Origin of the sequence: Rothia nasimurium (genome assembly GCF_042660305.1) — a bacterium.
Classification (GTDB): domain Bacteria; phylum Actinomycetota; class Actinomycetes; order Actinomycetales; family Micrococcaceae; genus Rothia; species Rothia nasimurium.
In genome coordinates, this window is sequence record NZ_JBHSTW010000011.1 from 164,104 (window position 1) to 188,765 (window position 24,662).

The window sequence follows — 24,662 nt, forward strand, 5'->3', positions numbered from 1 at the left end:
CCGGACCTACCGGGGTTTCCCTCCAGCATTCCACTGCCTTGGCTTGCGCGCTGTGCTCAGCGCAACCCCTCAATTATGGCTGAGTTTGAAGGTTTAAACAAGCAAGGGCGCTGAGATGCACGGTAGTTATGCACCACAGCGTCCCTACTTGATAATGGGCACTACGCGAAATAGGCTGCGAGAGCTTCTTGGTGGTTACGAGGGGTGAACCCTGCCTTAACAATCTTCGATAGGTCCATCGCTGAGTTAGTGGGGCGTGGTGAGAAAACCTCGGCCTTTGCAAAGTATTCAGCTGTTGTCACAGGAGTTACCCGGTCTGCAGAATGCCCTGTAGCTTCAAATACCGCTTTAGCAAGGTCAGCCCAAGTCACGACTTCGCCTGAGTTGGAAACATGGTAAGTACCAAACTCGCAGCTGTTCTCCACCAGGTGCAGAATCGCTCCAGCAAGGTCCTCGGTGAAAGTGGGGCGACCGTACTGGTCGTTCACCACTGTGGGGTTCACTCCGCGCTCAGCCAGCGACCTCATAATCTCAATAAAGTTCTTGCCGTCGCCCATGACCCAGGAAGTACGAACAATATAGTGGCGTCGCACCGAACGCACTGCCATCTCACCAGCAGCCTTTGACTGACCATAAACGCCAAGGGGAGCCAGCGGAGTATCCTCTGAATACTCTTCGCCTAGCGGCAGGGAACCATCAAAAACATAATCTGTAGAGACATGCACCAGAGGAACGCCTGCTTCGTCCGCAACCCGCGCCAAAGCCGCAACGCCGGTTGCGTTAGCGGCCCAAGCGTCCACGCGTCCTTCAGGAGTCTCAGCCTGATCGACAGCAGTATACGCCGCGGCGTTAATAATGCCGCGGAGCGAGCGCCATCGGTAGGCGTTAGCCCAGGACTCCGGACGCGCTAAATCGAGTTCGGCACGAGTGGCCGCGATGTAGGGGGTGGCGGACGCTTCAAGCTGCTTGACCAGCTCACGCCCCAGCTGCCCATTAGCTCCAACCACCAGCAGGGGGGCAGGAGCAAGGGGCTCTACCTCAGCAAGCCGGGGGTGGTTCTTGTCCTTCTCAGAGAGCTCTGCCTGGCCCAGAGAAATCGGCCAGTCAATTGCCACGGTCTCGTCTGCAAGGTTAAGGAAGGAGTACTCCCCCTGAGCGTCTGCTGACCAGTGGTCATTGACCAGGTAGGTGTAGGCGGTGTTGTCTTCCAGAGTCTGGAAGGAGTTACCTACCCCTCGGGGAACAAAAACAGCGGTATCCGGGCCAAGCTCTACAGTGACGGTCTTACCGAATGATTCTCCGGCCCGCAGATCAACCCAGGCACCAAAAATGCGACCGGTAGCTACCGAGACATACTTGTCCCAAGGTTCCGCGTGAATGCCGCGGGTAGTACCTGCTGTTGCGTTAAAGGAAATGTTGTTCTGTACGGGACCGAAATCCGGCAACCCCGCAGCAACCATTTTCTCGCGCTGCCAGTTTTCCTTGAACCAGCCACGGTTATCGCCGTGCTGAGGAATATCGATAACGAGCAGGCCCGGAATCTCCGTTGTATGAACCGCTAGCTCTTTAGGCATTACTGGCCTGCCTTTGCGTACTTAGCTTCGACCTCTGCCTTGAGGGGCTCCCACCAGGCGCGGTTGTCGGTGTACCAGGCAATGGTGTCTGCTAGGCCCGCTTCAAAGTTTGTGAACTGGGGCTCCCAACCAAGCTCTTCACGTAGGCGGGTGCCGTCGATGGCGTAGCGCAGGTCGTGGCCGGGGCGGTCAACAACGTGCTCAAAAGCGTCCTCGGGCTGGCCCATGAGGCGCAGGATGGTACGCAAAACAGTGATGTTGTTTTCTTCGCCGTTAGCGCCGATGAGGTAGGTTTCACCAATCTTGCCCTTTTCAAGGATGGTGTGGACGGCTGAAGAGTGGTCAGATGCATGAATCCAGTCGCGTACGTTCAGCCCCTCGCCGTAAAGCTTGGGCTTGATACCGGCCAGAATATTGGTGATCTGGCGGGGAATGAACTTCTCGATGTGCTGGTAGGGCCCATAGTTGTTAGAGCAGTTCGAAATAGTTGCTTCAATACCGAAAGACCGTACCCAGGCGCGGACTAGCAGGTCAGAGCCTGCCTTGGTAGAGGAATAGGGGGAGGACGGGTTGTAGGGGGTAGTTTCGGTGAACTTAGCGGGGTCATCTAGTTCAAGGTCACCAAAGACCTCATCAGTTGAGATGTGATGATAGCGGGTCTTGTGCTTACGCACAGCTTCAAGCAGGGTAAAGGTGCCGATAAGGTTGGTGTGGATAAAGGGGCTAGGGTCGTTGAGTGAGTTATCGTTGTGTGACTCAGCTGCATAGTGGACGACCGCATCTGCCTGCGCAACCAGGGGGTCGACGACGTCCATGTCAGCAATATCGCCCTTGATCAGCTCAAAACGATCAGCAGGAAGCCCCGCGAGTGACATTTCGTTGGCGGCGTAGGTCATCTTATCGAGCACTACGACCTTGTGGTCGGTGTTATCTACCAGGTAGTGGACAAAGTTCGAGCCGATGAAGCCGGCGCCGCCGGTAACAAGAATATTTCCCATAACTCTAACAGTAGTGGCAAATCACCTTATTTTGGGTTTCTGGTAGCTCCTAAAAATGTGGTGTTCATGCCAGAATGGGAGTATGAAGGGAATTTTACTCGCAGGTGGTACCGGCTCACGTCTCCACCCCATCACGCTCGGTATCAGCAAACAGCTCACTCCGGTTTACGATAAACCGATGATTTATTACCCTATCTCCACGCTTATGCTCTCGGGGATTCAGGATATTCTAATCATTACCACCCCCCAGGACCAGGAACAGTTCCAGCGCCTTCTTGGTGACGGATCACAGTTCGGAGTCAACTTCAGCTACCAGATACAGCCGTCCCCCGACGGGCTAGCTCAAGCCTTTATCTTGGGTGAGGACCATATCGGGAACGATTCAGCAGCCCTAGTATTAGGCGATAATATTTTTTATGGACCGGGCCTCGGAAACCAGCTCCGTAAATATAATGATGTAGATGGAGCCGCAGTTTTTGGCTACCGAGTTGCAGATCCCACGGCCTACGGCGTAGTAGAGTTCGATGATAATTTCAAAGCTCTCTCTATCGAAGAAAAGCCGACAGCCCCTAAGAGCGATTACGCAATCCCCGGTCTTTATTTCTACGATAACAATGTAGTCGAATATGCAAAGAGCATTAAGCCTTCAGCGCGTGGAGAGCTTGAAATTACTGACCTTAACCGTGTCTATCTTGCGCAGGGAAAGCTCCGGGTAGAAGTTCTTCCTCGCGGAACCGCTTGGCTAGATACCGGAACTTTTGATTCTTTGGCAGATGCCACGAGTTTTATTCGCACAGTCCAAGCTCGACAAGGACTTTCAATTGGCTCCCCAGAAGAAATCAGTTGGCGAATGGGCTGGATAGATGATGCCCGACTTGAGGAACTTGCACAGCCTCTCGTTAAAAGTGGATACGGCACCTACCTGCTAAATCTGATAGCTTGACTCCAGCATCAGCAATGTAGACATAACCATATAAGTGCCCCTACCCCAGTGGTAGACTCTGACAAAGATTATCCAACCTTCACTCACACCTTAGGTGACCTATGACCATACTTGATGTCGTGCGCATGTTGCGCGTAAACTTCAAAATTCTCTTAGCAGGGCTTTTAATCGGTGCATTATTAGGCTTTGGCTACTCCCTTTTACAGCCTAAAGTCTATGCTTCCACAGCAACCGGTTATGTAACAGTTGGTGACGGCACCGGCATCGGCGATGTTATCTCAGGCTCAGCTGCGGCAAAGGAGAAGGCATCAGCCTACCTCGCCTTTGTTAACAGTGGTCCTGTCGCTGATGAAATTGTTGCGGCAAATCCTGAGCTGAATCTTACCCGCAGTCAGGTGCAGAGCAACTTGACTGCAACTGTAGACGCAAACTCAGCACTAATCCGTGTTTCAGCGACTGGTAACACGCCCCAAGCGGCTCAGGCGTTGGCCAACAGCTCTCTAGAAGCTGTTGCAAAAGTAGCCAACAACCTTGACGGGAGTAGCGCCGTGCGAGTTATTCCCCTTGAAGACGGGACCACCAGCAACACCCCGGTAAGCCCCGACACGATTAAGTTGGTTGGCATAGGCGCAGCAGCCGGCCTTGTTCTAATACTGGCTGTTATTCTTCTTCGCCGTACCGTTGACACCAAACTACGCACTCGAGAGGATGCAACCAAAGCAACAGATGCGGGCGTCTTAGGTGTATTGCCCATTTCGGACGAGCTTACTGAAGAGAACATTCTTCACGCCAATAGTGATCATATCTCACAAGAAGCCATCCGCCAGATGCGCACTAATTTGCGTTTCGTTAATGTGGATAATCCGCCTAAATCGCTAATTGTAACTTCTGCAGAACCCGGTGAAGGCAAGTCAACAGTCTCAACCTCAATTGCTAGAGCCCTCGCTGACGCTGGTTCTCCCGTCATCATTATTGATGCCGATTTGCGTCGTCCCACCATTGCAAAGAAATTCAAAATTGATTCAAAGGTTGGCCTGACGCAGGTACTTGCAGGTCAAGTTGAACTAGCCGATGCAGTTCGTCAGTTTGAAGACACCCAGCTCTTTATCTTGCCTGCTGGCCGTATCCCCCCTAACCCTTCCGAGCTACTTGGTTCTGATAAAATGCGCCAGCTAATCGCGGAACTTTCAAGTGAATTTACGGTCATTGTAGATGTCCCCCCTGTTCTGCCGGTAACAGACGCTGCCCTTCTATCGACTGCTGTCGATGGTGTGGTACTAGTCGGTAGCATCGGTAAGACCCGTAAAGAAAACCTTGCTGAAGCAGCTATTAATCTGCGAAAAGTTAGCGCTAATCTGCTAGGCATCGTCATTAACCGGGCTCCTCGTACCGGACTTGGCAATACCTACTATGGGTTCGCCTATGCCTCTAACAACGCCTACAGTAGCTACTACGGCTCTGACGAGGAAAAGTCAAAAGGCAAGCCAAAGAAAAAACGTAAAAAGGCTAACAAATAGTCTGCCGGTATAGGTAACCTGGTAAATGGGGAGGGGCTTATAGTTCCTCCCCATCTTTTATAATATTTTTAAAGAACACATATTCGACATACAAGTGAGCTTTCAATGACAGAACCCTCAGAAACACATCATCACGTATCAAAACAAAATCACCAATATAACGATTTGCCGTTAAATGTACGCATTCGCCTAAGTCACGCTCATCTGCAGTATCTTGCGACAGTATCTTCTAGCGATATCCTACATATCAAAGGATATATCTATGGACCTGACACATACCCAACGACAAGAGCAAGTTCAGATGTTGACTTATTGGTACGCCCAGAACATGTTGAGAAATTTGTAGAATCCACAGTAAGCGCCGGGTGGCAGATTCTTACTACCTTTGAAACTGGATCAGACTATCATCATGCCATGACTATATATCATCCTACTTGGGGCTTAGCAGATATCCATAGAGCTTTTCCGGGCATCGGCTTGGATGCGACACAAGCTTTTAACCGGCTTTGGGAAAAACGCAGAATAAAAACAATAGCAAATGTAGAGTGTTTAACTACATCGCTTACTGATTCCCGTATTATTGTTTACGTTCATGCTGCTAGATCTACAAGTAAACATAAACCAGATGTAGAGTATCTTAACAAGATACTCTCCTGGGAGGAAAAGAAAGAAATAGAAAAAAGAGTCGCAGAAATTGAAGCTGATTTAGCATTTGCCGCCGCCACAGGAACAATTGAAAAATATTCAAAGCATCCTGACTATCTTTTTTGGAAAACAGCCTCACAAGAAACATCGAACATCACACGGTGGTATGCCAGGATTAAAAACGCACCATCTTTACAACAAAAAATTAAAACAATTTTTGATATTTTCCTAGTAAACCAAGATCATTTAGCCATGGAACTTGGGCATCAGCCAACTCGACAAGAAGTGCGACAAAAATTTTTTACCCGCTTCAAAGAATTGACAAAAACACTGAGAAAAAAAGGGAAGTAAATGTACCAACGGAGCACATCGACTGCATTCTTATACAGCTCTGACATGAGTTCAGTAGAGATTGAGAATGAAATTGTTTACGTTGCTAACGTAGAAAAATCACAAATCTATACCTTAGATGGAGTTGGCCTAATAATCTGGGAGTTGCTTGAAACCCCGCTACCCCTTACATCTCTAGTAACAGAAATTTCAGAAATATACGATGTAAGCAGAAAAATAATCGAGGAAAGTATCTCATCGTTTCTCATAACCCTCATAGATCAAGGACTTATCGAGAAAATAAATGATTAATCTCCAATTTACGATTACATAGCCAAGAGACTAATAAAAATTAATAGTCCTGTAGAGATTCAATTTTACCCTTGATTTCAGCTATAAATCGCTCTTCTGAAAATTTTTGAACGTACTCTTTAATAGCGAATGGATCAAAATCTTCGGGCGTAAACCTATCTACTGCCTGACGGATCAGCTCCGCTGTCGGCGCCTCAATAAAAGTTCCGTTCACTCCTTCAACAATAGTGTCAAGAAATCCTCCGGCCTTTAGAGCAATAGTTGGCTTGCCAAAGGCTCCCCCTTCAAGAGGGGTAATGCCAAAGTCCTCGTGAGAAATAGCCAATAAAGCTATAGAATTAGCATACGCATACCTCATCTGCGCATCGCTTATATGAGATGCAAAAGCAATATTTGAGTCGCTTATGGCTTTAAGATCTTCTTTCATTGGCCCTGCCCCAATGATTAGAAGTTGCTTATTACTCCCAGAAAACGCTTTAACCGCATGCTGTATATTTTTATATGGCAATAATCGGGATACAATCAAATAATACCCCTGATCCATAAATTCTTCTAGACCTTTTATTTTAGCATGCTCACCATCTTCTTTGACCGAAAATGGGGGATAAACAATATCTACTGTTTTCTCATAAACATTATGGATTCTGTCCTTAATCGTTGTTGAATTTGCAACATAATTAGGCTGTTTTGCGGCAGCCCGCTGATCCCAAAAAAGCAGAAAAGGTCGCAAAGCTCTAAGAGCTACTGAGATCAAAGGGTTAGCAGAATCTCCTAAATACTGATCAGTAAGATAAATCCAGCGAGCTGGGGAATGACAATAGACTAAAGTTTTTTTCGGTAGATTAAAACCATGGGCCCACCCCGTGGAAGAAGCTATAACGATATCCGCTTTAGGGTGTAAAAAGCTTGAGAAAAGGGGAAGAAATGGCAGGGCAAGACGGTGGTCTTTTCTAAAGAGCGAAATTCGGTTAAGTGGCGACGTGATTACCTTACAATTTTTAAAATCCGGATAGGTCTTCTCTGGATCATAAAGAGTAGTATAAATCGTTGCCTCTGGAAAAGCATGGTGCAAGGCAAGGACTACACGTTCCGCACCACCTCGTTGAGTAAGATAATCATGCGCAATAGCGATCTCCGGTATTTTTTCTTGCTTTTTAGAATTTCCAAGCATTCGATTGATTAGATTCATCAGATATCCTCGAATTAAAAAATGACCTTTGCACGGTTAGGATATTTAATCCCTGCTAAACTGGCACTCTCGATTATGAGAGCCATAAATTTTTCTGCAATATTTTGAGGTAGTTTATCAGCTACAGAATCAATTGCAGAACCGAACCACTGCGTTGTTTTCTCAGTGCTCACAGAAGCTAGGAAGCGGACACAAATGCCCCATATTCCTTGTGGATTAGGTTCAGGAATTACTCCTTGACCATGTTTTTCTATAAATATTTGACGTGAAGCACCAGAATGCAGAGCACGGCGCGCTCGGCCAGCAGTTGTTGTTGCTGCAATGAAATGGTTGACCTCTAGATCAGGTGAGAGAACAAGTTCTATCCCTGCTTTATGCAGCATGTAACCCATGTCAACATCTTCCCAACCATATCGTCGATACCGATGGTCGTAACCGCCAATTTTTTTGAAAGTAGTAGCTGACATAGAACAGTTGGCTGCCCAATAGTGCCAGATTTGATCAGCTGATGCAGTATACGCCTCTTCACGAAATTTTTTATCTCGGTAATAGCCGTAGGCGCGAGCATGAGGTGTATCAGGGAACTTATTATGAACGAGTCCCATCACCCCAGCTTCTTTGTCTCCTGCATGGTGGGAGATATGTTGCGCAATATAGTTAGATTTAACCTGGATGTCATCGTCGCAACGAATCAAAATTTCAGCGTCAGCTGATGTATAGCCAGCGTTAAGAGCGGAAACTCTTCCCTGATTCTCCTCAAAAACAATGAGTTCAATATTTAACTTACCAGAATCAATATATTCTTTAACAATGTTAGCAGAATTATCAATATCCCCATCGACTACAACAATAACCTGAAAATCATTTTCTGTCTGCTGAGATAGAGAATCTAGAGGATAATGCAATTTAGTCGCCCCTCCCCTTGTTGGAATAATAACTGCAGCTTTATACTGATATTGTTTCATGACTAGACTTTCTAAATCTAAAATTGATGAATATTATATTTTGCGCTATGTTTTGCACGATAGGATTTTCCACGCGGCAGATCAAAAATCCAACTGGTTTGTCGATAAAATACAGTTGCACAGATAAAGGGAAGCCCTACCCCCCCAATAAGACTTACTACTATAATAATCCAGGGATCTTGAACTCCTACCTTCGTCAGAAGAATTCTGAGAGTAGGAGTAAACAATAAGTGCATAAGATAAATTTGAAGAGAATAAGTACCTATAACTTCAAGGAAACTTATACGGACACTTCGAGACAGAAGATTCCCCCAAAGGAGTAAAGAGATAATCCCTAAGCAGCTTACTAAAATTCCAAGAATTTTACTCTCTAGGGTAATTTTAGCATCCGCTAACGTTGGAATAGTAAGATGATTAGCAATACTAATCAGAACTACAAAAATTATAGAAACGGCTAAAGCCAGAGAAAGAAGCAAAGCGAATTTTATTGAATCCAGGCTTTTAACTCTTTCTGTTCCCACGAGAGCCCCTATCACTGCAAAAATAGCGATAGCGATACCTCTACGATAAAATTCGGGATAGTCAACTCCCCACGAAAGCCAGCTAATGATTGAGAATAGACAGATTGAGGCCATTGCCCTTGCAACTGAGCGCCAAGGTTTAAGTAATATAAGTATTGTATAAATCACTATCATCCAAGGAAGGTACCAAAGATGGGCTAACGGATATACAATGTTTAAAACATCAAACCAGCTAGTTCCCCCATTTGAAAAACGAGCACCAAATACCTCAAAACTGCCCTGGATTAGCGTCCATACTAGGTACAGGTAAAGAAATAGCCAAATGCGGCGTCCTGCATATGCCCAGCTCTGCCTTTTTTCCCATGCAGATGGAATATTGAGCCCAAAAAGAAAAGCAAAAAGAGGCATATGCACTAGATAAAGTAAAGTGTGAAGAACCCGAAAGAATTCTGGATCTTTATTAGTTAGACCAGCCTGCATCAGACCGATATTAATATGGCCCATCACGACAGCAATAATAGCTAGCCCCCGTAAGGCGTCAAGCCAATAGACTCGCGATGTTTCTGTTCGACGGTGGGATGACATAGTTAGACTAGCTGTTCTAGAACTTTCTTAACTCCATTTTTACCAGCTTCTGGTGAAAAGTTTTCATACCAGCGCCAATAGTTATCAGTGACAATCTTTTGAAGACGATTAGAAGAAGAAGTGAGATCTTGTGCCAAATCGAGAAGCCCCCACTCAATATTGCTGGCATCGCCTCTTTCAACTATCCAGGGGTATTCTTCTCCTACTATAGAAGGTAGCGCACCTGAGCGAGTAACTAAAAGAGGTACCTTTGCACTCATAGCTTCAGCAGCAACTAGCCCAAAAGGCTCATCCCATTGAGAAGGCATAGCGACACAATCTACCTGAGCAAAAAAGTCAGCTGGCTCAATCCACCCTAGGGTTACAAGATTGTCTTCCAGTTTCTCTAAAGAATCGGTAACTCTGTCTTGGGTTCCGTCACTCACAAATCGTGCTTCTCCCCCAATAACAAGCTTGAATCTAAAATCATTTTGACGCTGGTTAAGATGATAAATCGCTTGCGCGAGTAAGTCCGTACCTTTGATCTCAGAAACTCGGCCAAGAAAACCCACAGCAATATTTTGAGGGTCTCTATCATGAGACATCGGAGTTATTGAAACTTCCGAAACCCAGTTAGGTAAGACTATAGTCCCAGATATTTTTTCTGACATAAATTCACTTGGAACTAGGGTGCCAAGAGCTCCTCGAGAAGAAATCTTTGCTGCGAACTTTTGAAGCCCCTGTGGTAACTGGTGCAAGTGTACGATACGAGGGCCTAACCCCGCTGTTGCAAAAGCAGGTAATAGACCATTGCACCATAATAAATTTTGTCTATTTCGGTAGCGCCATAAGCGGAGTTGAGCCACATATGATTTACGGTTATGAGCGGGAAGGATAACAGTCGAGAATCCTTCGTCCTTCGCGGCTTCAATAAGTTCGTTAGGAGATGTAGGACCCACAATGGTGACAGACTTACCCAGAGCACGAAGAGCACGCGCAATGTTGAGAAGCATTACCTCTCCTCCGCCTATATCCCCATTATTAGTAGCAATAAAAATATTCTTCATCTTCATTGCCTCCTTTTTCCTCTACTTGGGTAGTCTTTCCTTTTTAGGTATCGCAGTAAGCGATAAAGCATAACCGACAGCGAATGCCCAGGGAATCGTAAGCATTACTTCTCCCAGTCGCCAACTACATACAGCAAGGAAAACAGTAGCAGCTTCTGCTGTCAGGTTCCTTTCTGAAGTTTGCTGCTGGTCTCTTTGTTTCCAGACAAAAACTGCAAGAAATGTGGACCCCAAGATAGCAATAGTCCAGGGCCAGCCTCCTTCGACGAATAGCGTCCAATACGAATTATGGAAATACATATCATCGCCGTTAGGCAGAATCACTGTAGCCTGTCCGAAACCTAGTCCGTTCCAAGGAGCCGAAGATGTTTTTTCCCACGCAGCGGTGTCAATGAGTTCGCGATACCAATCGGTACCAGTACGATCCCCGAACACAGCATTATCTGCAAAATTTTCTTGCATCCATTCAAAAATCCACCCACAGAAGAGTCCTAATATGACTTTAACCAGCAGGTTAGCTTTTTGCGCAAAAAGAATCCAGAGAACCCCAATAATAAAGGCTCCCATACTAGTACGTGAGCCTGTCTCAAACAGTAAGGGTAAAGCAAATATCGCAATTACAGCTCTTTGCCAGTTTTTTGTAAAAAGACCAAATAAAATTACCGGAATTATGCCATGATACATACCGGCAACGTTTTTATCATTTAGCCATCCAGTTAGGTTCCCCCCGTAGTTATCCGGAGCTATTCCAGCATAGAAAGCCAACGCGTTAACTAGCATCCCGATACCCAAACCCAACATAAGGGACTTAAAATGGATTCTACGGTCTGCGATAAGAAGGGCAAGCATAAAAACAATCAGGATTCTAATTGTCCGACGTATGACGTCTTCCGAAGTCGACACACCCGCAGTAAGAGACGATATCATCACAAAGCTCAGCGCAAGTATAAATATTGCAATAAAAACACCAAGCTTAGGAACTTCATAGGAGGATGGTTTATTAATTCTTATAGCAATTAAGAGAATCGCAATAGCTACGTTGAGAGGAAAAGCAATAACGGGAACAGCGACACCTGCTGTTACCATCAAAGCGCCTAAGATAAATTCTAAAACAACTAGTGCCCCAGCGCCCTGAAGAGCTTGCTTCGTTTCAGTTGAGATTCCATTTTGTATTTTAATCAATCTATCTTCAACGTTTGTACCAGCACGGGAAGATACACTAGCCATGATTCAGAACCTCACCATACTTTCGGCTTATATTCTCAGTCATTTGTGCAGTTGAATCCCAAGTAAAACTAGAGTTCACATCTGAAGAATCACGATAGGCAAGAATTTTTTTCGCTGCAGCTTCTACAACTTGCTGCCGATTTTCAGAAGATAAAGCGGGAACCATTTCGGCAGGATCTAGCTGCTCGGGGTTTCCCCCCATAGCGGTTGCCAGAACTTTAAGCCCGCCAGCCTTCGCCTCTAACAAGGTATAAGAATTATTCTCGGCAATTGAAAGCTGCACTAGAACGTCATTGCGCCCCATGACCTCAAAGGGGTCATTGAAGCCTGAAAAGAAAACGTTCGATTCAATACCCAGTCGTTTAACCTGCGCTTTAAGTTCCTCCAGGCATTCGCCCTTGCCAGCAATTTCAAGCTGTGCGGTAGCGTCCTTTTCAAGTACCAGCGCAAAGGCATCGATGAGTACATCAATTTTTTTCTCAGGAGCTAACCGTGCCATTGACACTACCCGTAACATGCCGGGCTCCCCTGGCACTCGCTTCTGCTCAACCTTTTGCGCGACAATATCTAAGTCAACGCCATTAGGAATTACAGTTACATTTTTAGCGCCCCATTTCTTGCCCATTTGCACAGAGTTAAAACGCGAAACAGCGATCTTACCATCGGTAAACCATAGCCGTACACGATGTACTAGTTCCATTAGTTTCTGCTGGCGCACAGTTTCGTGGTACACAAGATCGTCGACTGCGATTCCATGTTCCGTGCTAATAAGCTTGGGTGCACAAACCTTACCTTGCACGACGTGCCGCGCTTTGCGAGCATTCACTACGGCAACAGCAACGACATCTGCATACGCAAGATGAGTATGAACTATCGCAGGCTGGATTTCCCCAATAATACGGTCTAGAGCAACGAATGACTTCTTAAAACCAAAGTCAGGCCCAAATTCACCGGTTCGTACGTCTACACCCATGTTTACTAGGTGCTCTGACAGCTCACCTTCTGGGCAGAAAAAGACCAGGTTATACCCGGGGATTCCATTACGGGCAATATCTACTAGATGCCGGGCCACACCTGCAAAGTCAGGCACCGGCATACACAGTAGAACAGTCGGAGGAGTCGAGTTTACAGCCACTTTTCGAGCCTATCGAGTGCGGTGAAGAAGCCTTCGCCGTTGTTGACGTGGCCCTGCCAGATTTCGGGAATGAAGGAGGACTTGGGGGTCAGTTCGCGCAGCTGCTTACCGAGGGCTGCCCAGTCCACGTCGCCTTCACCGACCTGTACGCCTTCACCGTCCACACCGATACCGTCTACCAGGTGCAGGTGGATGGAACGGGGGGCCAGCAGCTCAACGGCCTCAGAGAGAGGGATCTTGAGGAAGTTGGCCGCCAGCATGGTGTGGGAGATGTCCAGGCAGAGGGCAGTGTCGTAGGTGTCAGAGAAGTCAGCGGTGTCCTTGGGGTCAAGGAAGAGGTTGTGGTACTGCTGACCGCCCATGAGCCAGGGGTAGGGGGGCAGGGTCTGAGCCGCGATACGCACGCCTGAGGTATCGAGCTTGGCCAGTGCCTCGCCGATACGCTCATATTTGTCGGCGCGGGCGGACGGTGCAATGTGGCCGTCCTTGGTGAAGCCCCCCATGGTGACAACCATGACCGGGTCGTCGTCCACGGTGAAGTAGCGGGTCAAATCGCGGGTAATGTCGATGGTGCGCTGGACCTCTGCGATGGAGCGTTCCCAGGTTTCCTGGTCGCGAGAGGCCAGGTCTACCAGGAAGTCACCGGCGAAGAGGTCGGGCAGGTGGGTGGTAAAGGACATGTCGAGCTTGCGGTCGAAGACCTCATCGATGTTGACTTCAAGATCCTTGTAGGAGAAGTGGAACTCCAGGAAGTCAGGCTCGGCGTCCTCAATCAGGGGCTTGTAGTCGTGGTAACGGACGGGCAGGCCCCAAGGGCGGTCAAACTTGAAGTCGCGGCGGGTCACGAGGTCGTCCTTCAGGTCGCCCTCGAAGAAGAAGGTGCCGGCTTCGACCTCACGCTGCATGGTGCGGCCCAGAAGCTGGGGCAGGTAGTTGGGCTGCAGGCCGCGGCCGGGTGACTTGACCTCGACGTCCGCCTCGGTCACGACCTCACCCTTAGCAATGGTGCGGGTAGCAACCAGCGACTTAGCAAGGTTGACGCGGTTCATGAGCTCACCGGTGGAGACCTCGCGGGGGGCTGAGGTACCGATAGATTCCTCTACCTCACGAATCTGCTGCACCATAGCCTTGAACTCGTCAGGCAGCAGGGAGACGGTGTGGTCGTTGCCTTCGAGGGTCTTATCGATGGTGAAGTGCTTTTCAATAATCTTGGCACCGCGGGCAACAGCCGCGATGGGCACGTGGTAGCCGCGTTCGTGGCCTGAGTAGCCCACCAGGCACTGGCCGATTTCAGCCAGGCGGTCCATGTAGGCCAGGTTGACGTCCTTGAAGGGCGCGGGGTAGGTGGACTGGCACTGCAGCAGGGCGTAGGAGGCGCCCAGAGAGCGCAGCAGGTTAACCGACTCGCGGATCTCTTCTTCGCGGCTCATACCGGTGGAGACCAGCATGGGCAGACCGCGGGAGGCCATATCGCGGAGCAGTTCGTGGTTAGTCAGGTCGGCTGAGGCAACCTTGAGGCCCTGGATACCGTAGTCGACCAGAGCCTGGACCGAGGGGCCGTCCCAGGGGGTGCACATGATATCCATATCGTGCTGCTTGACGTGGTCAAAGACCTCGTACATCTGGTCAACGGTCAGGGAGAAGCGGGAGAGTAGATCGAGGGTGTACTGCACACCCAGGTCTTCGCCGGCTGACTTTGAGCCCTTCTGGCGGTAGAGGGCGTCCATGTCACGCAGCTGGAACTTAACGGCGTCCGCACCTGTGTCGACGGCCAGGTCAACCAGGCGCTTGGCCAGGTCAACATCACCCTGGTGGTTGTTGCCGATTTCGGCAATGATGAAGGAGGGTGAGTCTTCGGTGATTTCGGTGCGGCCGATACGCAACACGTTCTGCTCGTCCATGGCGATAGCAACCAGGTGGCCGCGTTCGTCGACCAGGGGAAGGTGGCTAATGCCCTTAGCAAACTCGCCCTGGAGTTCTGCTGGCTCTGAACCGATAGGAACAGTCTTAACGCCCTGGTTAGCTACCTCCAGAGCGCTAGTTTCGAGGGACGCGGTGGGGTTGGCGATGAGCCAGCGGCGGAAGTCACCGTCTGACAGGGATCCCTTGAGCACACCCGATTCGTTGACAAGGAAGATAATGCGCTGCCCGTTGGCAGAAATCTTCTGCAGGGCGGTGAGTACCGGGTCCTCAGAGAAAACGATATAGGGGGTGATATTACGTTCGATAATCATGGTTTTTAGCCTTCGTTTTCTTCTGATGCGAGTGTGGTGAGCAACTGGTGTTCTGCGACGGAGAAGTCAATGGGGGCGTCAATATCTACGCCTTCGACCTCATCGAGCATAAAGAGCTCGATATTGCCGCCCAGTCGGTTGTGCAGGGTTTCGTAGAGCTCGGTCTTGGTGATGTACATGGAGCCGTTTTCGCGGTAGCGGAAGGTCTCACGGGTGAGTTCCTGACGGCGAGGGCGGGCCATGACCTCGTACTGGGCAGTCGGTGGCTCGGTAGCAGCCCAGATAAAGGGGCCGATGGGGATAACGCCCACCATAGAATCCGATGCAGAGGCAGCGAACTGTCGGATAGCACGGGCCAGGGTGCCGGGCAGGCGGACGGGTGAGGTCGCCTGCAGGAGCATGACGGCGTCCGGACGCTTGCCCTCCGCTGTATAGAACTCGATAGCGTGCTCAATCACCGGTTCGGTGGCGGTGGTATCTTCTGCCAGGTGAGCCGGGCGCATGAAGGGCACCTCTGCCCCGTGCTGGCGGGCAATATCAGCTAGCTCAGCGTCATCGGTTGAGACCAACACGTCAACCAGGTGCTCGCCTTCCAGCTCAGCCTTTGCGGCAAGGGCCTGCTCGATGGTCCAGGCAACGAGAGGTTTACCCGCAATAGGCTTGAGATTCTTGCGCGGAATTCCCTTAGACCCGCCGCGAACGGGTATCACGCATAGAACGCGCATCTATTTAAGTTTCTCCTCTAGGTATTGTGCGATTGCCTGTGCTGGAGGTGTTGATGGCACAGCCGGTGCTGGAGTGGAGGTTTCTCCCCACTGGCTAAGGCCGTACCTATCCCAAAACTCTCTAACCCACGCAGGCGGGTTGGGATGATAAACCCAAGCAGGGATCCCCCTAATTGCCGCTTCAAGTACCCCTGTAGAAAAAATTGATACTACAGGGTTGGTCAGCGTGTTGAGGGGCTCGCGACCTCGGTCAATCTCTATACCCATTTTGTCCCATAGAGCATGGGTAAGTACAGACAGTTTATCCTTTTCGTTAGGGTGAGGTCGGTAACGAGCCCCTGTCTCCTTACAGAATGTGTACCCTGCTTGGGCGTAGGAATAACGGGGTAGTTCAGCTCCGTGCATTTGGCCTAAGAAAATAGGTTGAGCAGCCTCATCTGAAGTCTGCATAGCAGGTAGCTGCGCTGCTTCCCAAAAAAGCTGGGAACCAACCACATCATAAGTAATATCTGTACGCCCTGAAATCCAGAATTCAGCATCTGCTTGGCTAAAAGCTAGTAGATGAGCGGAAGGAGCCAGGGGTGGCGCAAACGGCGTATTAAGACCGTGCTGAGAGACTATATAGTCAGCATCTATACGGAGAGCAAGCTCGAAAGTAAGCGAACCTAAATCTAGGTAATGTCCAGCCGATAGTACTGCCTGAGGATTCAGCTGTTTTAAGGCTTCGGAAAGCAAAAGTTCTTCGACGCACCAATCCTCACCAGGAAGATGATGAGTAATATCATTATGCGATAAGACTGTGGCTGCAACATCAGTGTAAGCAAGAGGTTCAATAAGCGCTTTGAGAGAGGTCGCCCCGATACTATCTAATGCCACTACCAATTGGCTGGGTCTAGAGCCTCTACTGCTAACGAATATACGCGAAGGAGCAGATATATGGGAAGGTTTTCTCCAAAAAGCTACTTTTTTAATTGTATGTTTGACGGTACCTATACGATTCGCAGAGCGCTGCCAGGCATACCACTGATCTAAATCTTCAGGAAATAAGAGTCCAGATTTATTCTCTATGTCCACAGACCCTCCAGTATTTTAACGCGTTGGTCAAAAGTATGCTCTGATAAAGTACGTTTCTGCCCGGCTAAACGAATTGTATGCGCCCACTGAGGGTCAGCAAAAATACGCTGACAAACTTCAATTAGTTCTTCTTCAGATCCGTAGACAAGCACTTCTTTACCTGGATCGTAATAACGTTCAACTTCAACTCGGTCAACGATTTGCAACCCGCCCACGCCTGAAGCTTCAAAGGTACGCATTGTAAATCCATCCTGATCTCCATGGATATTAAGCGTTGCTGGCGATCCCGCCATAACACCATACGCATGAGGTCGATCGAGGTCCCGCCCTGAAGCAATACCTGGATTCTTGAAATTACGTGTGCGGGCCATATCCCACCAGTGGCGTGACCATTGTTTACCGAACGCTTTAACAGGTATCCCGGCTTGGTGAAGCGCTAGAAGCATTGCTTCGCGGCCGGGATAGCGAGCACCAACAAATGTGATTTCTTTAACTTGGGTAGGAATGATAGCTAAATCTGTATCGTAGGCCAAAGGAACTTCCGTCGCCTGATAACCGCTTTCAGTTAAATCGGCAACGTCACCCGGACTATAGCTGGCAATCTCGCCCAGTAGACCAAGATCAAAATCTTTATCTGAATACCGCATCCTGCGGAATTCGTCATACATCCAGGTCACTAAACGTACACCGGAAGTGTTAACAGCGTCCCACCAAGAAGAGCCCAATTGGTCGCCCTTTATTACTAGGACGATATCAGGGTTCACTTCCCGAAAGCGGGTAAGGGCCTGCTCTGTCACCAAATTTTCGAAACGAGCAGGGCGCAAGTGTTCAGGCAAATCGTGCAACGCTTTATTCCGGAGACGTTCAAGCAAAGTACCCGGTGCATCGTACACATGGGTAATGACTTGATAGCCGCGTTTGGCCAAAGAACGTTCAATAGTCCGCCAGTACCCGTGGAAAGCGGGAGAAACGAGAAAAATTTTAGGCTGAGCCATCTATTCGGCCAGTCCTCGCTCGGTAAGTTCTTCTAGTGCTGTATCCCAGGTCTCGCTTTTAGCTCCGGGGACTTCCCATGATTTAACAATGAAATCTGCAATAGACTCGCGAGCATTCCAGCGCGCTCGAGGAGCTCCCAGGGAATATGCATAAGTCATATCTGCAAGTGCATGATCAATATCCCCGGCACGTCTAATCTCAACGTGCTCGATGACAGCGTCAGACCCACCAGGGACTGCATCAATAGAGAACTGGGCTAGCTGATCAAGAGTAATTCGTTCACCAGAACCGAGGTTCAGGATACGGGGAGATTCCTCGAGCGCAGGCTGATTATTTAAGGCCCAAATAATGAAGTCAGCGACGTCTTCCACATGAATAAAATCGCGAGTTGCAGTACCATCACCATATACAGAGAGATTTTTGCCTTCACGCAGACGCGCCAAGAACGCTGCTAGAACACCGGTGTATGGATTGTGCAAAGCTTGCCCCGGACCAATAACGTTCTGAGGACGAATAACAACAGCCGGTACCTTACCCTGGGTTACTTCTGCGATAACATCTTCGCCAACTGACTTCGTCTCGCCGTATACCGACAGAGGGGCGTGTATATCTTGCTCGGTGGTCCCGCGGTCTTCAAAGCCTTCACCGTACACAGCACGGGAGCTCAGCGCGATGAGGGGGACTCCCCACTCGACAGCTTTCTCAGCAGCGTAGCGAGTACCGTCGATATTCACTCGTCGGTAACGGTCAGTTTCATACATAGACTGAGCAGTACCTGTCTCTGCTGCAAGATGGATAATGGCTTCAGCCCGAGGCAAGTTGCTCCAGATATCTGAATCAGATACATCGCCAACGATAATCTCGCCGGGGAACTGTGCCGTTTCAGCCTCAATATTTTGATGTACCTGTTCAAGCAAACTGTCAAGTGCATAAACAGAATGATTTTGGTCAACCAGCTTACGAGCAAGTTTGAGACCAATAAACCCAACACCACCAGTGATAAGAATTTTCATAGTTTTCCCTAATTTATTTAAGTGCGATTGATTGGTTGAGCGGGGACACCTACAACAATGGCCCCACTTTCTACGTCCTTGGTAACAACAGCTCCGGCACCAATAATTGCCCCATCGCCAATAGTTACGCCGCCAAGAACGATGGCGTTCCTGCCTAGGAAGACTTTGTCGCCAATAGTAATTGGCCCGCGGTGAGTTACTTCATCCAGTTTTCCGGGGACATGGACACCTGTATTAACCATTACGTTGTCTCCAAACAAGCAATCGTTACCGATAGTCACATCAGCTACAGCATGGATATGCCCATGATGGCCAAGGTGAAAGTGTCTGCCTATCCTCAGCACCCCGCCGGACTCGGTCTGTAGCCATGCGCCCTCCCGGATAAGCACATCATCATCAAAATACATGTTCTCAGTACCGACAAGCTTAAGCGGAGAAATAATCTTGAGGGATTTACCAGAAGCACCTAAAGCCCGAGAGTACAGGAACTTTGAGAGTGCTGAGCCAACATGCCATCGAATAGACGGAGGTACTTCAGTTATCTTACGTGCGAAATTCATCTTCTCTAACTTAGTTGCTGAAAAGCAGTCTGAATCGTGGAGAGTTCAGTTTGGCGAATCTCTCGAGGCTTGACTGCAGAGTTGCGAACTCTTCTAACTCGATTAAAGAGATAGTTTACGTGAGTCACTGCGGTTAGAGCCACTCTAAGCTTTTGTGGATGCCCCCACTTTTTTTCGTATAAGAACCGTGAGTTAGTTACCCATTGACGCCTGCGAGCAGTATCTCCTGATGAGCCACCGCCCTCATGGGCGACTGAAATATCACCTCGGAACACACGTGGTACGCCTTGCAACATCAAACGATACTGTATATCTACTTCCTCACTATTCATGAAGAAAGATTCATCCATACCTCCAACCTGTTGATAAAGACTGCGCGGCATCATTAGACATGCCCCCATTAACCAATCAGGCTCAGCCCGCCTGCCCGCAACGCAGGATAAATCATGGCCAACCATGCGATGCCAGAAACGAGTCCCCCGTAAACGCGCAGCCGGGGTGAACCATTCCCAAGTATGGTGGCGAACCCGAGGGAAGGCCCGACCAACCCATTGGGATTCCCCTTCATGCCCTACAATGTGCGGAGCAATCACAATCCCACCTCCGCCAGCAAGGAGTTCCTCTTCTTCCGCCGCTTTGTACATGTCGTCGATAAAACCACTAGGCAGACTCAAATCACTGTTGAGAATAAGTACCCACTTACCTTCAGCTGCTGCGACTCCTGTGTTGACGTTAGCACCAAACCCGCCGTTGGAGGCTCGACGCACAGTAGTCACTCCGCCAACTTCGGGAAAAGGTTGCGGAGAAGCATCGTCAGAAACAATAATCTGCACCGAAGCCGTTGTTTCCTGCGCCTGAATCTGATTCACAAGATTCAAAGTGTCTGCCGGATCCCCGTAAAAAGGGACAACAACCGATAAGTCCGTCATATTTTCACCCATCACGCTCTTCTCTCCCCCAAATTAATAAACTATAGAAAAAATAGAATTTAAAAATATTTTACCATAACCCCAATAGATTTTTCTTATAAATATGAGTACTATTTTGTTAAAGATTTTGCAAATTCTAGAATCTGCATGTAATCTCTCCTTACTGCTGGAATAACAGCACAGATAGCGGCTAGCGCCAACTGTAATACAACACCAAGAATGATTGACGTAATCAAGTTCGCTGTTAGTCCCTGGAGAATATAATAATTCAATGCGCTAGAGAATAATACAACCGCAAATATTCGATAGGAGTTAACTAGCAAGCCTTTAGTAGAAACTCCTGTCGAACGCTGGACCCAAAGCAAAGACAAGGGCCATTGAATCATCACAGCCACGGCTTGCCCCACCACGGCTCCTAGGGGGCCCATCACCAAAGCTCCTACAATAACAAAAATAGTTCTATTAATCGAGCTGAAGATTGTTAGATTCATAAGTCCTTTAGACTTGCCACGAATAAGAAAAATCCATCCCGCTGTCATCGCAAGGCAATTAAGCCCCTCAGTAATCGCAATCCAAGCAAAAAATGGCGCAGCTGCTTGCCAACTTTCACCCAGAAAAAAGACAACCAGTGATGAAGATGCCGCAGCCAAGCCACCTGCAATTAAGGTTAGAGGGTAGGCTAGAAGAATCTGACCTTTTTCTATTGAAGTAGCAATCTCTGCATTTGATGATTGTTTTTTCGATAAAGTAGAAAAGGCAACATTATTTAGTGGTGACCTCAAACTATTCAGTGGCGTGCGAACAGCCTGAGAAGATCTGTTGAAATACCCAAGCACCTCAGGTCCCGAAACATGACCAATCATATAAACATCAACTAAGCTTGAGAAATAGTTTAGCAGATTAGAAAACATGAGAGGCATCCCAAAATTCAAGAATCTACGCATAGATACTGACCTATCGTAGCCTCCAGGAATCCACCTAGTCTGAATAATAAAGATCAACAAACTGGCGATAGCTATTACTAACCCTTGAAATACTAGAGACCAGACCCCAAATCCGTTTAAAGCCATGATCACTGCAGCAATCAATCCAATTATATTGGAAATAATATTATTCACTGCAATTTTGCCAAACTGAATCTCTCTCTGAAGGTTTGCAAAATACTGAGTTGACATCCCAGAAATAACAAAATTTAGTGACATTACAAGAGTTATTAAAATCAGCCTATCGTCGCTATATATTGCTGCGACAACAGGGGCAAGAAGTGCTATAACAGCAGCAACTACTACTCCCATTGTGGTATTTAGCCACCATAAGTTGCTTCGCTCCTGAGGTGAAATCGTTTTTGCTTGGATGGTAGCTGATGTTAGACCGAAATCTCTAAATACATCAGCTATTGCCATTACAGCCATAACCATAGCAACCAGCCCATACTCTTCAGGGCTGATAAGTCTTGCCAAAATTGCGAGTGAAACAAGGTTAATGACAATTTTCGCCAGCTGACCGCCAACAGCGTTAGCCCCTCCGCGCGCACCTCTCTGAGCTAAAGTTCTTTCAGCCATTCTCCCCCTCCTATAAATACGGTGAGGGGTCATGCACTAAGTGCATGACCCCAACGTCAGTTGTATTTCTGAATGCTAGTTTGCTCTACCATCAAACAAACTAGTGACAGAACCCTCATCAAAGACTTCCTTGATAGCACGAGCCAGCAAGGGAGCAATTGATAGTACAGTCAGGTTGTCAAAAGTCTGCTCGGGCTTGAGCGGCAGAGTGTTGGTAACAACAACTTCGCTAGCCCCGCAGTTAGCAAGACGCTCAGCAGCAGGGTCCGAGAAAACAGCATGGGTAGCTGCAATAATGACGTCCTTAGCACCGTGCTCCTTAAGCACACGTACTGCACCGGCGATAGTACCACCGGTATCAATCATGTCGTCAATAAGCACGCAGGTGCGGCCCTTGATATCACCCACAACGGTCTTAGAAACAGCCTGATTGGGCACGTTGACATCGCGAGTCTTGTGGACGAAAGCCAGCGGGGCTCCGCCAAGGAGTTCAGCCCACTGTTCAGCAACGCGTACACGGCCGGTGTCGGGTGAAACCACGGTGACGTTATCGGTATCGACCTTGCTTGCTACGTACTCAGCGAGCAGGGGGATAGCCATCAGGTGGTCAACAGGGCCGTCGAAGAAACCCTGAATCTGAGCGGTGTGAAGGTCAACACTCATCAGACGGTGGGCACCGGCGGTTTTGTAGAGGTCTGAGATCAGGCGGGCTGAGATGGGTTCGCGGCCCTTGTGCTTCTTGTCCTGACGGGCGTAGGGGTAGAAGGGGGAGACCACGGTGATGGAACGGGCAGAGGCACGCTTGAGCGAGTCAATCATGATCAGCTGTTCCATGATGGCGTCGTTAATCGGTGCCGGGTGGGATTGGATTACGAAAGCGTCCTTCCCTCGCACTGAATCCTCGAAACGGACGTAGGTTTCCCCGTTGGCGAAGGTGTAGGCGGATGAAGGAAGAACTTCGTTCCCCAGTTCCGCTGCAATCTGTTCAGCGAGTTCGGGGTGGGCGCGGCCTGAGACCAGCGCCATCTTCTTTTCGCCTGGATTCGTAATCTCAGTCATTACTGCTATTCGCTTTCCTTAACTGAGCTGGCTGATTCCGCATCCAGTGCAGCCTGGGCTGCTTCTGCGGCTTCAGTACCGGCTCGCTTTTCAATGACCCAGCGTTCGATGTTGCGCTGAGGGGCTTCGTTAATTGCTAGGGCGCCTGCAGGGACGTCCTTGCGGATGACGGTTCCAGCTCCAGAATACGCGCCATCTCCGATATGTACGGGTGCGACATACATGTTGTCGGACCCCATTCGGACATTGTTCCCTACGGTGGAGCGATGTTTATTCACGCCGTCGTAGTTTACAAAGATTGATGCTGCACCGATATTAGAATTTTCGCCGATGGTGACGTCCCCGGCATAGGAGAGGTGGGGCAGCTTTGAACCGGCGCCAATTTCGGCGTTCTTGGTTTCAACGAAGGTGCCGATCTTGCCCTTGGGACCAAGCTTGGTGCCGGGGCGCAGGTAGGCGAAGGGGCCAACGGTAGCGCCGTCAGCGATTTCTGAGTCAGAGCCCTCGGTGCGAGAGATAGTCACGTTCTCCCCTACCTTGACGTTGGTCAGAGTGGTGTCGGGGCCGATGACGGAGCCAGTTGCGATGTGGGTGGTGCCGCGCAGGTGGGTACCAGGCAGAATGGTTACATCGTTTTCGATGGTTACAGTAACGTCAATCCAGGTGGATTCGGGGTCAACGATAGTAACGCCTGCGACCATATGTGCGTGAGTTAGACGATCGTTGAGCTTACGCCCCAGCTGAGCCAGCTGCATCCGGTCATTAGCACCCTCAACTTCCCAGCGGTCTTCGATGTCTAGAGCGCTGGTGCGGTAGCCGTCCTCGCGGGCAATAGAAAGGACGTCAGTGATGTACTTTTCGCCCTGGGCATTGTCGGTGGTGACGCGGGTCAGCGAGTCGCGCAGAACCTTTGCGTCAAAAGCATAAATACCGGAATTAATCTCGGTGATGGCAAGTTGCTCAGGGGTAGCGTCCTTGGCTTCGACAATGGCAGTTACTTCGCCGGCCTCGTTACGGACAATACGGCCGTAGGAACCGGGCTCATCGATGTGGGTGGTCAAAACAGTAACAGCGTTCTTGCCCTCTTCATGGAAGGCAATGAGCTTGCGCAGGGTCTCGGTCTTCAGCAGGGGAACGTCACCGTAGGTCACTACAACGGTACCTTCAACTTCCCCGGCTTCTGCGTCCAGGCCCAGTAGTCCAACCTCAACGGCACGACCGGTACCGGGAATCTCATCCTGGTCAACGATAGTGACGTCAGTGTCAAAAGCGGTGACGTGTGCCGCAACTTTGTCGCGCTGGTGGCGCACAACAACAGCCAAGTTCTTGGGGTTAAGTTCACGAGCCACAGCTACTGCATGTTCTACCATGGAGCGCCCGCCGATGGGGTGCATGACCTTGGGGGTAGACGACTTCATACGGGTTCCAGCTCCGGCGGCTAGAACAATAACAGCGGACGGAACTGAAGCAGTAGCAGTCACTAGTTGGTACTCCTTGAGCAAGTGAGCCCCAGTATCGTTGTG

22 protein-coding genes are annotated in these 24,662 nt (G+C 49.0%); 4 read left to right on the forward strand and 18 right to left on the reverse strand.

The annotated features are described in order from the left end of the window. Nucleotides 1-161: 161 nt before the first annotated feature. The gene (rfbD, locus tag ACFP6B_RS05415; RefSeq protein WP_377127809.1) at nt 162-1,574 is read right to left on the reverse strand and encodes a dTDP-4-dehydrorhamnose reductase; all 1,413 of its coding nucleotides are present in this window, start codon (nt 1,572-1,574) and stop codon (nt 162-164) included. Beyond that, nucleotides 1,574-2,572 (reverse strand): dTDP-glucose 4,6-dehydratase, encoded by a 999-nt coding sequence (gene rfbB, locus ACFP6B_RS05420; RefSeq protein WP_377127812.1) that lies wholly within the window; start codon nt 2,570-2,572, stop codon nt 1,574-1,576. The genes rfbD and rfbB overlap by 1 nt, the downstream gene beginning before the upstream one ends. Nucleotides 2,573-2,654: 82 nt before the next feature. On the opposite strand from rfbB, the gene rfbA reads away from it, so the two are divergent. The 4 genes from rfbA (at nt 2,655) to ACFP6B_RS05440 (ending at nt 6,319) form a co-directional block, all read left to right on the forward strand. Then, entirely contained in the window at nt 2,655-3,515 is an 861-nt protein-coding gene (gene rfbA, locus ACFP6B_RS05425; protein WP_377127815.1) for a glucose-1-phosphate thymidylyltransferase RfbA, read from the forward strand. Between the two features lie 101 nt (nt 3,516-3,616). Continuing rightward, the gene (locus tag ACFP6B_RS05430) at nt 3,617-5,032 is read left to right on the forward strand and encodes a polysaccharide biosynthesis tyrosine autokinase (protein WP_377127818.1); all 1,416 of its coding nucleotides are present in this window, start codon (nt 3,617-3,619) and stop codon (nt 5,030-5,032) included. A gap of 105 nt (nt 5,033-5,137) precedes the next feature. Next, nucleotides 5,138-6,028: a nucleotidyltransferase family protein gene (locus ACFP6B_RS05435; RefSeq protein WP_377127821.1), complete on the forward strand. Its 891-nt coding sequence runs from the start codon at nt 5,138-5,140 to the stop codon at nt 6,026-6,028. Nucleotides 6,029-6,073: 45 nt separating this feature from the next. Next, a complete protein-coding gene (locus ACFP6B_RS05440; protein WP_377127824.1) occupies nt 6,074-6,319 on the forward strand; it encodes a PqqD family protein in 246 nt (81 codons plus the stop codon). Between the two features lie 40 nt (nt 6,320-6,359). Here ACFP6B_RS05440 and ACFP6B_RS05445 read toward each other — a convergent pair whose 3' ends face one another. From ACFP6B_RS05445 to glmU, 16 genes are all read right to left on the reverse strand, one after another. Beyond that, complete coding sequence (locus tag ACFP6B_RS05445; protein ID WP_377127827.1) at nt 6,360-7,508, reverse strand: glycosyltransferase; 1,149 nt, start codon at nt 7,506-7,508, stop codon at nt 6,360-6,362. Nucleotides 7,509-7,522: 14 nt separating this feature from the next. Further along, complete coding sequence (locus tag ACFP6B_RS05450) at nt 7,523-8,473, reverse strand: glycosyltransferase family 2 protein (protein WP_377127830.1); 951 nt, start codon at nt 8,471-8,473, stop codon at nt 7,523-7,525. A gap of 17 nt (nt 8,474-8,490) precedes the next feature. Then, on the reverse strand, nt 8,491-9,579 hold the full coding sequence (locus tag ACFP6B_RS05455) for an acyltransferase family protein (RefSeq protein ID WP_377127833.1): 1,089 nt from the start codon (nt 9,577-9,579) through the stop codon (nt 8,491-8,493). Nucleotides 9,580-9,581: 2 nt separating this feature from the next. Continuing rightward, complete coding sequence (locus tag ACFP6B_RS05460; protein WP_377127836.1) at nt 9,582-10,631, reverse strand: glycosyltransferase family 4 protein; 1,050 nt, start codon at nt 10,629-10,631, stop codon at nt 9,582-9,584. Nucleotides 10,632-10,646: 15 nt separating this feature from the next. Continuing rightward, a complete protein-coding gene (locus ACFP6B_RS05465) occupies nt 10,647-11,852 on the reverse strand; it encodes an O-antigen ligase family protein (protein WP_377127839.1) in 1,206 nt (401 codons plus the stop codon). Beyond that, nucleotides 11,845-12,948 (reverse strand): glycosyltransferase, encoded by a 1,104-nt coding sequence (locus ACFP6B_RS05470; protein WP_377127998.1) that lies wholly within the window; start codon nt 12,946-12,948, stop codon nt 11,845-11,847. The genes ACFP6B_RS05465 and ACFP6B_RS05470 overlap by 8 nt, the downstream gene beginning before the upstream one ends. Before the next feature lie 29 nt (nt 12,949-12,977). Then, nucleotides 12,978-15,221, reverse strand: coding sequence for an N-acetylneuraminate synthase family protein (locus ACFP6B_RS05475; protein ID WP_377127842.1), 2,244 nt, complete (start codon nt 15,219-15,221; stop codon nt 12,978-12,980). A 5-nt stretch (nt 15,222-15,226) separates the two neighbouring features. Continuing rightward, on the reverse strand, nt 15,227-15,946 hold the full coding sequence (locus tag ACFP6B_RS05480) for an acylneuraminate cytidylyltransferase family protein (protein WP_377127845.1): 720 nt from the start codon (nt 15,944-15,946) through the stop codon (nt 15,227-15,229). Continuing rightward, nucleotides 15,947-17,020 carry an RNA-binding protein gene (locus ACFP6B_RS05485; RefSeq protein ID WP_377127848.1) on the reverse strand — a complete coding sequence of 358 codons (1,074 nt, stop codon included), beginning with the start codon at nt 17,018-17,020 and terminating at the stop codon, nt 15,947-15,949. After that, entirely contained in the window at nt 17,011-18,015 is a 1,005-nt protein-coding gene (locus tag ACFP6B_RS05490) for a CgeB family protein (RefSeq protein ID WP_377127851.1), read from the reverse strand. The genes ACFP6B_RS05485 and ACFP6B_RS05490 overlap by 10 nt, the downstream gene beginning before the upstream one ends. After that, entirely contained in the window at nt 18,016-19,029 is a 1,014-nt protein-coding gene (locus ACFP6B_RS05495) for an NAD-dependent epimerase/dehydratase family protein (protein ID WP_377127854.1), read from the reverse strand. 17 nt (nt 19,030-19,046) lie between these two features. Continuing rightward, nucleotides 19,047-19,589, reverse strand: coding sequence for an acyltransferase (locus ACFP6B_RS05500; RefSeq protein ID WP_377127857.1), 543 nt, complete (start codon nt 19,587-19,589; stop codon nt 19,047-19,049). A 5-nt stretch (nt 19,590-19,594) separates the two neighbouring features. After that, on the reverse strand, nt 19,595-20,530 hold the full coding sequence (locus ACFP6B_RS05505; RefSeq protein ID WP_377128001.1) for a glycosyltransferase family 2 protein: 936 nt from the start codon (nt 20,528-20,530) through the stop codon (nt 19,595-19,597). 98 nt (nt 20,531-20,628) lie between these two features. Next, nucleotides 20,629-22,080: a lipopolysaccharide biosynthesis protein gene (locus tag ACFP6B_RS05510; RefSeq protein ID WP_377127860.1), complete on the reverse strand. Its 1,452-nt coding sequence runs from the start codon at nt 22,078-22,080 to the stop codon at nt 20,629-20,631. A gap of 75 nt (nt 22,081-22,155) precedes the next feature. Next, a complete protein-coding gene (locus ACFP6B_RS05515) occupies nt 22,156-23,139 on the reverse strand; it encodes a ribose-phosphate diphosphokinase (RefSeq protein ID WP_237205897.1) in 984 nt (327 codons plus the stop codon). 5 nt (nt 23,140-23,144) lie between these two features. Further along, a complete protein-coding gene (gene glmU / locus ACFP6B_RS05520) occupies nt 23,145-24,620 on the reverse strand; it encodes a bifunctional UDP-N-acetylglucosamine diphosphorylase/glucosamine-1-phosphate N-acetyltransferase GlmU (protein ID WP_377127863.1) in 1,476 nt (491 codons plus the stop codon). Between the last annotated feature and the right edge of the window lie 42 nt (nt 24,621-24,662).